This is a genomic window from Acinetobacter sp. AOR14_HL, from assembly GCF_027855175.1.
Classification (GTDB): domain Bacteria; phylum Pseudomonadota; class Gammaproteobacteria; order Pseudomonadales; family Moraxellaceae; genus Acinetobacter; species Acinetobacter calcoaceticus.
Window position 1 is genome coordinate 62,938 of record NZ_JAKTII010000012.1, and the last position, 12,281, is coordinate 75,218.

12 protein-coding genes and 1 riboswitch are annotated in these 12,281 nt (G+C 39.1%); of the genes, 5 read left to right on the forward strand and 7 right to left on the reverse strand.

Annotated elements, in window-relative coordinates:
• Window positions 1–68: 68 nt before the first annotated feature.
• The 3 genes from MKL38_RS12930 to MKL38_RS12940 form a co-directional block, all read right to left on the reverse strand.
• Window positions 69–650, reverse strand: a complete 582-nt coding sequence (locus tag MKL38_RS12930) for a L,D-transpeptidase family protein (RefSeq protein WP_270903447.1) — start codon at window positions 648–650, stop codon at window positions 69–71.
• 77 nt (window positions 651–727) lie between these two features.
• Window positions 728–2,170, reverse strand: coding sequence for a protein adenylyltransferase SelO (locus MKL38_RS12935; protein ID WP_270903448.1), 1,443 nt, complete (start codon window positions 2,168–2,170; stop codon window positions 728–730).
• A 99-nt stretch (window positions 2,171–2,269) separates the two neighbouring features.
• Window positions 2,270–3,442, reverse strand: coding sequence for an acyl-CoA desaturase (locus MKL38_RS12940; protein ID WP_017392438.1), 1,173 nt, complete (start codon window positions 3,440–3,442; stop codon window positions 2,270–2,272).
• A 208-nt stretch (window positions 3,443–3,650) separates the two neighbouring features.
• On the opposite strand from MKL38_RS12940, the gene MKL38_RS12945 reads away from it, so the two are divergent.
• Entirely contained in the window at window positions 3,651–4,190 is a 540-nt protein-coding gene (locus MKL38_RS12945) for an META domain-containing protein (protein ID WP_127493904.1), read from the forward strand.
• Window positions 4,191–4,220: 30 nt separating this feature from the next.
• Here MKL38_RS12945 and MKL38_RS12950 read toward each other — a convergent pair whose 3' ends face one another.
• The 3 genes from MKL38_RS12950 to MKL38_RS12960 all read right to left on the reverse strand — a co-directional run bounded on the left by MKL38_RS12950 (window position 4,221) and on the right by MKL38_RS12960 (window position 7,544).
• Complete coding sequence (locus MKL38_RS12950) at window positions 4,221–4,934, reverse strand: glycerophosphodiester phosphodiesterase (protein ID WP_270903449.1); 714 nt, start codon at window positions 4,932–4,934, stop codon at window positions 4,221–4,223.
• Window positions 4,935–5,008: 74 nt separating this feature from the next.
• Entirely contained in the window at window positions 5,009–5,587 is a 579-nt protein-coding gene (locus MKL38_RS12955; protein ID WP_209831998.1) for a cob(I)yrinic acid a,c-diamide adenosyltransferase, read from the reverse strand.
• Between the two features lie 94 nt (window positions 5,588–5,681).
• Window positions 5,682–7,544, reverse strand: coding sequence for a TonB-dependent receptor plug domain-containing protein (locus MKL38_RS12960; RefSeq protein WP_209831997.1), 1,863 nt, complete (start codon window positions 7,542–7,544; stop codon window positions 5,682–5,684).
• Window positions 7,545–7,580: 36 nt separating this feature from the next.
• Window positions 7,581–7,787, reverse strand: a riboswitch (cobalamin riboswitch).
• A gap of 126 nt (window positions 7,788–7,913) precedes the next feature.
• On the opposite strand from MKL38_RS12960, the gene MKL38_RS12965 reads away from it, so the two are divergent.
• Genes MKL38_RS12965 through MKL38_RS12980 form a run of 4 tightly spaced genes read left to right on the forward strand, consistent with a single transcriptional unit; the run spans window position 7,914 to window position 11,341 of the window.
• The gene (locus tag MKL38_RS12965) at window positions 7,914–8,582 is read left to right on the forward strand and encodes a phosphoribosylanthranilate isomerase (protein WP_205468545.1); all 669 of its coding nucleotides are present in this window, start codon (window positions 7,914–7,916) and stop codon (window positions 8,580–8,582) included.
• Window positions 8,557–9,786, forward strand: coding sequence for a tryptophan synthase subunit beta (gene trpB, locus MKL38_RS12970; RefSeq protein WP_003655197.1), 1,230 nt, complete (start codon window positions 8,557–8,559; stop codon window positions 9,784–9,786). The genes MKL38_RS12965 and trpB overlap by 26 nt, the downstream gene beginning before the upstream one ends.
• Window positions 9,787–9,795: 9 nt before the next feature.
• Window positions 9,796–10,308 (forward strand): DUF1543 domain-containing protein, encoded by a 513-nt coding sequence (locus MKL38_RS12975; RefSeq protein WP_270903450.1) that lies wholly within the window; start codon window positions 9,796–9,798, stop codon window positions 10,306–10,308.
• A gap of 37 nt (window positions 10,309–10,345) precedes the next feature.
• On the forward strand, window positions 10,346–11,341 hold the full coding sequence (locus MKL38_RS12980) for a DUF2804 domain-containing protein (RefSeq protein ID WP_005050104.1): 996 nt from the start codon (window positions 10,346–10,348) through the stop codon (window positions 11,339–11,341).
• Window positions 11,342–11,349: 8 nt separating this feature from the next.
• On the opposite strand, the gene MKL38_RS12985 is transcribed toward MKL38_RS12980, so the two are convergent.
• On the reverse strand, window positions 11,350–12,225 hold the full coding sequence (locus tag MKL38_RS12985) for a metal-dependent hydrolase (protein ID WP_270903451.1): 876 nt from the start codon (window positions 12,223–12,225) through the stop codon (window positions 11,350–11,352).
• Between the last annotated feature and the right edge of the window lie 56 nt (window positions 12,226–12,281).

A 12,281-nucleotide genomic window follows, 5' to 3' on the forward strand; every position in this document is an offset into this window, starting at 1 on the left:
ACTCACAGAAGTTATTCTGTGGATAACCACAATGTTATCCACAGAAAATGTGGATAATTTTAAAGATTTTATGGATAAATTATAATCTTTGTATGATTTGGCACGAATTGCCAAATCTCGTCTATATCTGAATTTCTAACTGCGATACATCCTAAAGTCCAATCCTTATGTGGCATATAAGTCGAGCTAAAAGGCATCGATAGTAAGGATTTTGGGACTGATCCATGAATCATGATATCTCCACCTGTTGGTTGATTATGTTGCTTGGCATAAGCAATATCTTTCGCATCGGGATAGGAAATATGCAAAGATTTATAGTAGGCACTTTGTGAGTTGCGCCAATCTATAGAATAAACCCCTTCAGGTGTTTTTCCATCATTTTCAAAGTGTTTATGCCCTTCAGGGTTAAAGCCTAAACGAATAGGATAACGACGGATTACTTCTTCATTATTTTTGAGTAGAAGTACGCGTTGACTTTTAAACACTTCAATTGAGGTGATGGGCTTGGTCTTAATTAGTTCTAAGATCTCTTCGGTTGAAAGAGCTTTATGGGATGATGTAAAAGTCGGTAAATATTTTTCATAATTATAAAAAGCGATTCCTAATGGAATCATGAGAAGTGTACAAAAAATGATAGGTCTAATTTTCATATATTATTCTTTAATGTTTAAGAAACTCTCTAAGCTACCACTAAAGCGGCTTAAGAGAGTTTTAGTCTTTTAAAATATTAAGAAGAACAGCTTACCGCTACATCTGGTACGTCACTTGGTAAAGGACCTAAATCTTGTGGCTGTTCAAGTTCTGGTTGTCTTGTATATGGCTGATTAAGCAGCTTAAATAAACGATCTACTTCGCTAAAATCATCTCGCTCAGCTGCTTCAATAGCACGTTGCGCCATATGATTCCGTAAAATATAAATCGGATTTGCTTCCTGCATCTTTGCATCAAGTTTATCAGTATCTTGATGTTCACGAATACTTTGATATTGGCTAAGAAACTCATCAAACTGTCGAATATCAAGGCAATCATCTCGTAGAGTTTTATATTCTTTATTTTGAAGTCGGATAAAGCTCTGAGTGTAGTCGAGTTGTTCAGTTTGTAAGATTTTTAAAAAAGTAAAACTACAATCAAGACTATCTTTATGAAAATGAGGTAATCCCATTTTTTGACATAAACCAGTTGTGTAATGTTCCATGAAGGTTGGTTCAAATTGTTCTAAGCAACGCGCTAACTCTTCTTTGAACTGATCCTTTTGTTCAGGCTCAGCGAGAGGGATTAAGTTGTTTAACCACGTCCATAAATTCCAATGACCTATACTTGGTTGATTTTGGTATGTATAACGGCCTTGATAATCCGAGTGGTTATTAATCCAGTTCGGACGGAAGCGCTCCATAAAGCCATATGGACCAAAATCGAGTGTAGAACCAGTAATGTTAAGATTGTCTGTATTCATCACACCATGAGCAAATCCAACCAACTGCCATTTAGCAATCATGATTGCAGTACGCTCAACCACCTTTTTGGCAAAAGATAAAATAGGGTTCTCGGTTTCTAGACACTCAGGATAATGCCACTCAATACATTTTTGAGTGAATTCTGGCAGCAACTCTGGAGCGTATTGATTAATCCATTCAAAATGCCCTAAACGGATATGGCATTCAGATGTTCTTAGTAACATCGCACCTAACTCTAGTTTTTCGCGCTGTACCCCTTGAGTGGAGGTTGTAAAACCTACCGCGTGACTAGAAGCGACTCCTAAAGCATTTAAAGCATGCCCAGCTAAATATTCACGAACCACAGAACGCAACACTGCGCGTCCGTCTCCCATTCTTGAGTAGGGTGTCGGGCCTGCACCTTTTAAATGTAGATCTATGGTTTGACCCTTTGTATTAAGTATTTGCGCAATCAATAAGCCACGACCATCTCCGAGTTGTCCCGCCCATTGTCCGAATTGGTGACCAGCATAGACCATAGCAAGAGAAGGAAATTCAGAGAAAGTACGCTGTCCGCTACAGATTTCAACCCATGCATTTTTTTCGTCTTCTGACCATTGCAGCTCATCAGCCAAAGCAGTATTGAAATGACCTGCTTTTGCACCACGTAAAGGTGATGGTTGCTGAACATGGAATAATTTAGACGGAAGTGAAGGGTAAAGCGGATTAAATTGCATGGGCTTGGCAAAATAGAGAAAGCAGATTTCACTATACCATAGTTAAAAAGCGGGCATAAAAATAGCTCCCGAAAGAGCTATTTTAGAGCAGAATTTATTTTAGTCTGATACTACATTAGTGTTCTTTTTAATGTTACGCATTAAAGTTTCTAAACACTCACGATGATGACTTAAACGGTGTTCAAGCAATTGAAAATCAACTTTAAGCTTGTGATCCATTCTATGAATCTTTTCAGCCATTGCTGCTTTTTTCGCTTGTAGTTCTTGCTCTTTTAGCTTTGCCCAGTCATTTAATGTATGGGTAAAAGCTTCGTATTCCTGAGCAATACGTTGTTTCATCTGAGTCATATCAGCATTTACATTGTGACCATAAATAGCAAGGTCTTGTTCAGCGTATTTAAATTTCATCGCTAATTCTGCTTTTTTAATATTAAAGCTTGGAATACGACGTAAATTTTTAGCTAAACCAAGTTTAGAACATGACCAGATCAACCATTTTGTTGGATCATATTGCCACCATTTCACACCATTACGATAATCGTATTGGAAGATGTGATGGTAGTTATGGTAACCCTCGCCCCAGGTAGCAATGGCTAACCAGAAATTATCACGTGCAGTGTTTTCGTCTGTATAAGGACGTTTACCCCACATGTGGCAAAGCGAGTTAATAAAGAAAGTCACTTGATGGCTAATGATTAAACGCAATAGACCACCAATGAGGACTACACCCCACAAATCGCCAGTTGCCCAACCAATTAAGCCTAAAATTCCAACATGAACTGCAACTACGAGTAAACCATAGTATTTATGTTGGAACATGACCAGTTTATCGTTCAATAAGTCTGGTGCATTTTTAAAATCTGGCTCAGATGGTGAATGATCGCGGATCATCCAACCCATATGGGCATACCAAAAACCACGATTAATTGAATATGGATCTTCATCAACATGATCAACATGTCGATGGTGTGTACGGTGACCAGATGCCCAGAACAAAATACTATTTTGCACGGCAAATGTACCACCAATCATTAAAAGAATTTTAAGTGGTAACGACGCTTCATAAGCTCGGTGAGCCCACAGGCGGTGGTAACCAGCAGTAATCCCCATACTACTTAGAGCTAAAAGAAAAAATAAGCTTACCCATGCACTTACACTAAAATCATAATAATACGCATAAATCGGGATTATGATTGCAGCAAGAATTGGTAAACCAATTAAGGTAATGCTAGCGGTCCAGTTAATTGGGGCTTTGAGTGGGGCGGAAGTCATATCCGGCAGCGCTCCTAGAAACCTTGTCAGACAAGGTACAAAGACAAAACGACATAGCAAAACCAATCATCAAGATATATTGCTATTCTATCCTTCATATTAGCACGTGCTTAGTGAGAATCACTAACATTATTGTACAGATGTATTGAAAGAACGGTAACAGATTTAAACTATGTAACAGAGTTTTTCAAGTAGGAGAAGTTGTTTAATGAACGTACAACGATTGAAAAAAAAGAACAACATTGATATTGCAAGAAAATTATCATTGCAGTCTATCTTGATCACGATCAGTCTTGTATTAGCTGCATGTCAAAGTACCCCACAACAAAATATTCAGAAAGGCCAGAAAGCTCAAGTAAAACCAGTCCATCGCGTACAACCTCCTGTAGTAAAAAAGAGAGTGAGTCCTGATGGTATTCAAGATATTGATTGGCAGATTACCCAAATTAATGGTCACAAGGCTAAGTTTTTTAACCAATGGCCAGTTCTTTCTTTAAATTCTGCTGTCAAAACAGTATCAGGTCATACAGGCTGCAATGGCGTTTTTGGTCGATATACTTTTGATTTCAGTCAACAGAAACTTGATATGCAGGTTAATGCAGGACATTCAAGTTGTGATGGTGCGTTGGCTCAAGAGGCAGAGTTGATTGATTCTTTACAGCGTATTCAAAAATTTCAGTTGGTAGGTAATACACTCTATTTGCTTGACCAAAGCGGTCAGCGATTGATTCAGGCGCAAAAGAAATAATAAAAGGTGGTTTTACCACCTTTTTTATATCTAAAGCGCTTGTAACATCGCAGTTGGAATATCTGTAATTAGCCCTTGTACATCTAAATCCCGTAGCTTTTTTGCTCTTTCTACATCATTCACTGTCCAAACACTAATATTTAGGTTTGCTTGTTGTGAAAGCTGAATCATTTCATCTGTTGCGAGTTGATCATGCCAGCCAATATGACAACAACCATATTGATGAGCGAGTTCAATTGCGATTGCACCCACTGGAAGTTCAACTAACAACCCACGTTTAAATTGAGAATTGATGTCGCGTAAGGCGGTTAGAATTTGAAGGTCAAAACTTGTGATGGTCACAACTTTCTCAAAACCCTGCAATTCAGTCTCAAGCTTTTGAACGAGTCTTTCTGCTAAAGCCATGTTTCTTACAGCTTTCACTTCAACTTCAATATGATCGAAGTTATCAAGTAAGTTTAAAACGCCTGTAAGTGTAGGTGTTGGTTCAGAGTTTGGCCAATTGGGCCAGTTTTGACGATGATCAAATGACAATGCTTGAGACAAATTAGATTGCTCAACAATTTGATCTATTCCCGCAGTACGTAAAAAGTTGTCATCATGGATCACAACTAATTCTTGATCTTGAAGCTGACGAATATCAAATTCGACACCACGAATACCTAGATTTTTTAAGTGCTGAAAACCACCTAGCGTGTTTTCAGGACCTTCTTTGCGTGCACCACGATGACCAATAATGCGCATAATTTTCTTCTATCAACTATTTTTAATGATGGTCTCTTCAAAAGAGTAGAGACCATTCTTAATCTAATCTATTTTTAAATAATCTCATTAATATTTTTTTGCCAAAGCACTTCTTGTCCACCTTCAGCACGTTGTAAAGCGCGGGATGCGACAAACAACCAGTCAGACAGACGGTTTAAAAGCTGGAGCGCTGTGGTTTGAATATTTTGGTCGCGTGTTTGTACTGACATTAGCGATCTTTCTGCACGACGGCAAACAGCACGTGCCTGATGGGCATAACTGCAAGTTAAAGAGCCAGATGGTAGAATAAACTCTTTCAGCATGGGTAAGTCTTCATTCATACGGTCAATTTCTTTTTCAAGAAATTCAATGCAAACAGGCTGAAGTAAATTGTAGTTTGGAATACAAACCTCGCCGCCTAAGTCAAAAAGCCAGTGTTGAACTAAGCTCAAACTCTTATCCCAATTTGCTTTGTCTATTACTTGACTTGCAGTGATTTGAGCTCGAAGAACGCCAATAATGGCATTGAGTTCATCGACATCACCAAGTGCTGCAATCCGTAAATCATCTTTGGCAACACGAGAACCATCGCCTAAACCTGTTGTACCTGAGTCGCCTGTGCGTGTATAGATTTTGCTTAAACGGTGTCCCATGATGGATATCCTGAACATAAAAAAGGGGATAATGTCGGTCAGAACATTACCCCGAAACTGGAGTTAAGAAAATATTTTTATAATAAAGTTTTGCTTAGTAGCTTAAGGTCACACCAGCTGATGCAAGGCGGCCGCCATTTACGTAATAGATACCTTTGTCATAGGAAGCAGTTTTATATTTCACATCACCCATATTCTGGATATTGGTAAAGAGTTTAACGTTTGGTGTAGCATTCCAGTAACCATTGAAGTCAACAGTGGTATATCCCGGAGTATCTTGATTATAGTCTTTTGCTTTAGATTTCGCAGAAAGTGAAACACTCAGTCCATAATGTTCGTTTTGTAAACCCGTACTTAAAGTAAAGCTTTGACGAGGACGTCGTGATAAATCTTGATCAGTTTCATCATTGATAGCTTTAACGTAGTTATAAGATGATTTAATAAATAAGTCATCTCTGTTCCAGTTTGCATAAACTTCGCCACCGCGCATAGATGCCTTATCAATGTTGATGTTTTGATAAATAGGGAATGTATTTATCCAATCGCCATTACACACAGCTATACAGCGTGATTCAATTAAGTTGTCGATTTTGGTGTAATACGCTGAAAGTCCAGTTGAAATGTTGTAGTTTAACTTCTGATCTATACCGACTTCATAAGAAATACTTTCTTCTGGCTTCAGGTTTGGATTACCCCCAGAGCCATACATGTCATTAAGGGTTGGTGCTTTGAAAGCTGAACCAATGTTGGCATAAATACTCGTCAGTGGTAAAACTTGATAACGGATAGCACCTTGTGCAACTGTATGTGTACCATATTTTTGGTTATCTTCTACACGAACACCAATTTGAGTGTTTAAACCATTATTTTGATATTGGTGCTGTACAAAATAGCCTGTGCTATTAACGTCTTCATCGTAAGGTGAGCCATAAGAGAGTACGTCCCCATCAATATTCTGATGAGTTACGCCTGCCAATACATTTTGAGATGAGGTGAATTGCCATTTGCCATAAAGCTCAGCCTCTTTTGTTGTACTATGTACAAAATCACTTGAACCATTTTGATCAAGTTCATCTTTAAATTGAGATAATCTTGCATTTAGAGAAATATCAGAATTGAGATTTACACGACCACGAATATTAAGTAATTCATTTTTGAAATCTTGAGAAGTTAATGAACCATCATAACGAAAAGTATCGTATTGGCTTGTTCCTTCATTTTGTGTGTAGTCAACAGATGCTCCGAAATCTTCTTTTTCTACCCCAACTTTAGTACTAAAGCCTTTTTGATCATAAGAGGCTTTTTTAATGTCATTACCTTTTAGATCAGTGATGCGTGAACCGTCAGACTCTAAACGTTGACCGCGAACTTGCGCATAAAAACCGTTTTCAGCAAGGTCGGCACCTACAATGGATTTGTAAGTTTTATTTTCGCCAATTTCTCCAGTTACAAATGCAGAAGTTTTTTCTGGAGTCTTTGAAATAATTTGTACAACACCACCAATCGCATCAGTACCATAAAGAACAGATGCTGGTCCTTTCAATACTTCAATTTGTTTAATATCAGTGGTATCAATAAATGCAAGATTTGCTGCACCAGTTGAGGCAGTGTTCAGACGAGCGCCATCACGTAAAATCAAAGCATGTTCAGAATTAGTACCACGAATAAAAATTGAAGATGTTTGCCCTAAACCACCACTTTGAACCATATTAATAGCTGCATCATTCATTAATAAGTGTGGTAATTCAGCAATTGGCGACTGTTCTACAACTTTAGGTTCAACAATAGAAATACGCGCTGGAACTTCACTCGCTTTTTCAGCACTTTTTGAAGCAGTCACTACAATTGGATCAAGTTGAGTTGCGTTCGTTGTATCTTCAGCAAAAATAACAGGTGAAAACCCCATCGCAATAGCGATAGCCCCTACCAGACGAGTAGGTTGAAAAGTCTTAGACATAACATGCTCCATACATTCACCCCACGTGAATGATCGGGTAGATAGATGAAACAAGTAGGTCTCCGGACTTCAGCGCCATATTTAAGTTATGGACATATTCACCTTCCCACATCATTGCAGTGGTGTAAGTCGAGAACGACTTAAAAAATATGCTTTACATTGTTACCGTTGCGGGGGCAGTGCCGGACTTTCACCAGCTTCCCTAAAGCATTAATTGCTTACACTTGCTTCCAATTTTACGCAGTATAAAGTGGCGATTTATTTCATACAATGTCATTTGGACCAATTCCCAGAGAACTTTTACGCAAGGGACAAAAATTGCATTACAATGGCGCTTATTTTAAGAAATGGTTGTAGTTTAGGCAGATCATGAGCCCTTCAAACCAAAAACGTACACGAGCGAAAATCTGTGGAATTACTCGCCCTCAAGATGTTCAGTCAGTAGTTACGGCTGGAGCAGACGCAATTGGTTTTGTATTTTTTCCGCCAAGTCCAAGACATGTCACACTCGAGCAGGCACAAGAACTAGTTAAACTTATTCCTCCTTATGTACAACTTGTTGGTTTGTTTGTGAATGCAAGTGCTACTGAGATTCAGTCAGTACTTGATTGTGTTCCCCTAGATGTATTACAACTACATGGCGACGAAACTCCAGAACAATGTCAGGAGATAGCTCGCCATTGTAAACGTCGCTGGTATAAAGCGATTCAGGTTAAGCCTGACCTTGATGTTATTGCTGAAATTCAAAAATATCAGGCGGCTGGAGCCAGTGCTGTCTTGCTCGATGCGTGGCATCCTGAGCTTAAAGGGGGCACAGGACATCAGTTTGACTGGTCTAAATTCCCAAAACTTGATATTCCATTAATCTTGGCAGGTGGTTTAACCCCTGACAATGTCATTGACGCTATTCATACTACCGGTGCTTTTGCAGTAGATGTGAGCGGAGGCGTAGAGTCCGCAAAAGGTATAAAAGACCAACAACTCATTGAACGATTTATGCAAGGAGTCCAACGTGGATCAGCAAAACAATGTGATTGACTATACACAGTACCCAGATGCTGCAGGGCATTTCGGTATCCATGGCGGACGTTTTGTGTCAGAAACTTTAATGGCGGCATTAGAAGATTTAGAAAATCTCTATTCCCGCATGAAAAATGATGAACAGTTTCTGGCAGAATTCGACCGCGATCTCGCCTACTATGTAGGTCGTCCTAGTCCACTTTATTATGCTGAGCGATGGTCAAAAGAGTTAGGTGGTGCACAAATTTACCTGAAACGTGAAGACTTGAACCATACAGGCTCACATAAGGTAAACAACACGATTGGTCAGGCGTTATTGGCAAAGCTTTCTGGTAAAAAACGTATTATTGCCGAGACGGGTGCTGGGCAACATGGTGTGGCAACTGCAACAATTGCAGCGCGTTTGGGTCTTGAATGTGTTGTTTATATGGGTGCTGAAGACGTTAAGCGTCAAGCGATGAACGTTTATCGTATGCGTTTATTGGGTGCGACTGTTGTGCCTGTGCAAAGTGGCTCTAAAACACTTAAAGATGCCATGAACGAAGCGATGCGTGACTGGGTGACCAATGTTGATAGTACTTACTATGTGATTGGTACGGTGGCAGGTCCACATCCGTACCCACAACTTGTACGTGATTTCCAGTCAATTATTGGGCGTGAAGCGCGTAAACAGATTTTGGAACAAGCGGGTCGCTTACCAGATGCATTGGTTGCTTGTGTCGGTGGTGGTTCAAATGCAATGGGCTTGTTCTATCCATTCTTAAACGATGCCAATGTGAAAATGTACGGTGTTGAAGCTGCTGGTTTTGGTATTGAAACTGGTAAACACTCTGCGCCGTTAAATGCGGGTCACGTTGGTGTGTTACATGGTAACCGTACTTACTTGATGAGTGATGAGCAAGGTCAGATTATCGAAACACATAGTATCTCTGCTGGGTTAGATTATCCGGGTGTTGGTCCTGAACATAGCTTCTTGAAAGATATGAAGCGCGTTGAGTATGTGCCGATTAATGATACAGAGGCTCTACAAGGCTTCCGTGATTTAACCAAAATTGAAGGGATTATTCCTGCTCTTGAAAGCTCACATGCAATGGCGTATGTCTCTAAGCTTGCACCAACGATGTCTAAAGATCAGATTATTATTGCGACCGTTTCAGGTCGTGGTGATAAAGATTTAATGACTGTTGCACGCATTGATGGCGTAGAAATGGTTGAGATGTAAGAGGATATAATGCCAAGTCTGTTTATGGTAATGTTGGGTGGGCGTCATGCACGCGCAAATACAGAAGTTCATGATGTTGTCATGGCTGTAGGAGATACTTTGGAAGAAGTTTATCCTCAACTTAAACAGGCTTGGTTTGGTGAGGCTCAAGGATTACATATTGATGCTTGGGCTAAGCTTTCGGGACTAAAATCTCAAGAGCAAAATTATCAAATTCATTTTACTGACGCAGCACCAAAACCAGATGACTTAAAGTTATATTTAATTAATCTGGGCGGATATAATGCTCATGAGTTCGGTGAGCTTCACCGTTATGAGTTTGTAGTTGCACCAAATGCTGTTGTTGCAAAACAATTGGGTAAACAATTTATAGATCAACAGTGGCAAAAAGCGCATACGGATCGAGTCATTGATATTGATGACTGCTTAGCGATAGATTGTGTGGCAGGGCGCTATATTCATTTAATAAAAGGCGATTTTGCTGCAACAGTTTGGGAAAATACGTATTTGACCGTGGTATAGGTCATTTGAAATCTAATATTCATATGGAAGTGGGTAAATGGATTTAATTCAAGAAAATGGACAGCCTCGTTATGGGCGTTTTGAATCTGTACCGTCAACCATTCATGTACAACATTATATTTATAAAACCCCTTATGGTAAGGTCTTAAAAGGCTGGCGTAAGCAATTAAAATACAAGAAATTTAAATTTTGTGGCATTCAACATAAACATTATAGTATTGGTCTTGCCATTGCTGATATTGGCTGGGTCGGTCATGGTTTTTTTTATATTTATGATCATGAAACCCAGCAGGTCATTGAATGGAATGCGATTCAGCCTTTAGGGCATAAAACCTATCTTGATGAACAGCCGTTGTTTAATCAAAGCTATTTTTCTAAATCGCCTTATCAATTTGATATTCAGCATGCGAATGGTGTGCGGTACATTCGAGTCACTAAATATGGTGAGATTAAACTCAGTGCTCGGATTTTTTGTGCTGGCACCGATATATTAAGTTTGTGTACACCGACAGGAATTAATGGTTGGACCTATACTCAAAAGCAGACGACGTTGGGTGTAGAAGGGATGTTTATTAATAAACAAAACCAAGTTGTACAATTTGATGAAAAGACTTTTGCATCTTTAGACGATACTTGTGGTTTTTTGCGACCTGAAACAGCTTGGTTTTGGCTTTCATGTAATTTTTGGGATGAACAAGGCCGACGTATTGGCCTAAATTTAGCTTCTGGTGTTAATGAAAGTTTTGGTAATGAAAACTGTTTATGGATTAATGGGGTTTTATTTCCCCTGACAGATGTTCTATTTGAAAAAGTAAATGATGAACTCTGGCAAATTAGTTCTCTAGATCAAAAGCTTAATCTACAAATCCATATTGGTTGGTGTAGATACGAAAATATTAATTTAAGAATGATTGGAAGTCAGTTCAATCAGTGGCAAGCTAAAATTAGTGGCACGATTGAACATGAGACGAATGATGTCATTACTTGCAATGAGCAATACGGTTTACTAGAACAACATTACGCAAAATGGTAACAAGCAGGTTATAAACCTGCTTGCCAGAATGCCTCACCAGCTGCAATAGGGTCATTTGTCTTTTCGAGTGTTTCAATCCAAACAGGATATTGACGAATTACCGGATGCTGAATTGGATGAAAATCTTTTTTAAACCAGTCTAGATATTGGCTTTTCATGGCTGTTAATGTGCCATTTTTACCGAAAAACCAAGGCAAACCTTTAAGTGTCATCAACAGTCTTTCTCTAGAACTAAAACCATCACATTTCAACATGACATTGGTGCGATAAAGTGTAAAACCAAACATCAATACTGTTGTAGCAACTAATACAAAGCGACGTGTTGACTCAGACACTTCACCCACTTGTTTCATGACATCAAAAGCAACATCACGATGCTCCATCTCTTCAATGGCATGCCATGCAAACAGTGCTCGAACATACGGATGTGCATTTTCCAATGTTTTTTTGTTGCTATAAAACGTCTCTGCCATTAAGGCTGTTAAATGTTCTGCCGCGGCTGTCATGGCAATGTTGTATTGAGGTGAGCGTTTTGTCAGTTCAAAACGGAAAATCCTTTTGAGGGTGGTTGTGAACTGGTCAACGGGCATGCCTTGCTCTTTCATGATCTGATTCATTTTGTCATGAGCAATACCATGTTGAGCTTCTTGTTTAATAAAGTCCACAACTCGTCTTTGTAGTTCTGGATCATCAATTTTGTCACGGAACATACGAACACATTCGATAAAATAACGCTCTCCATCTGGAAAGGTTAAGCTGAGTGCATCGAACATACGAGTCAAAAAAGGATCATTATTAAACCAAAAGCGAGGTGCTTCGTTTAAATGAAAATCTAGATCTTTACGAACCACTGGATCGACCTGATAAGAAACATGTGCGTTCATATTTTTATTTCTCGCATCTAACTTGTTCACTAGTATGTCGCGACTGGTCGGCTTTG

What these genes read in the sequence shown, in the direction of transcription:
- MKL38_RS12955 (WP_209831998.1), bottom strand. Translation starts at nt 5,587, where the DNA reads ATGGGACACCGTTTAAGCAAAATCTATACACGCACAGGCGACTCAGGT.
- MKL38_RS12935 (WP_270903448.1), bottom strand. Translation starts at nt 2,170, where the DNA reads ATGCAATTTAATCCGCTTTACCCTTCACTTCCGTCTAAATTATTCCAT.
- MKL38_RS12950 (WP_270903449.1), bottom strand. Translation starts at nt 4,934, where the DNA reads ATGCGCATTATTGGTCATCGTGGTGCACGCAAAGAAGGTCCTGAAAAC.
- MKL38_RS12960 (WP_209831997.1), bottom strand. Translation starts at nt 7,544, where the DNA reads ATGTCTAAGACTTTTCAACCTACTCGTCTGGTAGGGGCTATCGCTATT.
- MKL38_RS12985 (WP_270903451.1), bottom strand. Translation starts at nt 12,225, where the DNA reads ATGAACGCACATGTTTCTTATCAGGTCGATCCAGTGGTTCGTAAAGAT.
- MKL38_RS12945 (WP_127493904.1), top strand. Translation starts at nt 3,651, where the DNA reads ATGAACGTACAACGATTGAAAAAAAAGAACAACATTGATATTGCAAGA.
- MKL38_RS12930 (WP_270903447.1), bottom strand. Translation starts at nt 650, where the DNA reads ATGAAAATTAGACCTATCATTTTTTGTACACTTCTCATGATTCCATTA.
- MKL38_RS12980 (WP_005050104.1), top strand. Translation starts at nt 10,346, where the DNA reads ATGGATTTAATTCAAGAAAATGGACAGCCTCGTTATGGGCGTTTTGAA.
- MKL38_RS12975 (WP_270903450.1), top strand. Translation starts at nt 9,796, where the DNA reads ATGCCAAGTCTGTTTATGGTAATGTTGGGTGGGCGTCATGCACGCGCA.
- MKL38_RS12965 (WP_205468545.1), top strand. Translation starts at nt 7,914, where the DNA reads ATGAGCCCTTCAAACCAAAAACGTACACGAGCGAAAATCTGTGGAATT.
- MKL38_RS12940 (WP_017392438.1), bottom strand. Translation starts at nt 3,442, where the DNA reads ATGACTTCCGCCCCACTCAAAGCCCCAATTAACTGGACCGCTAGCATT.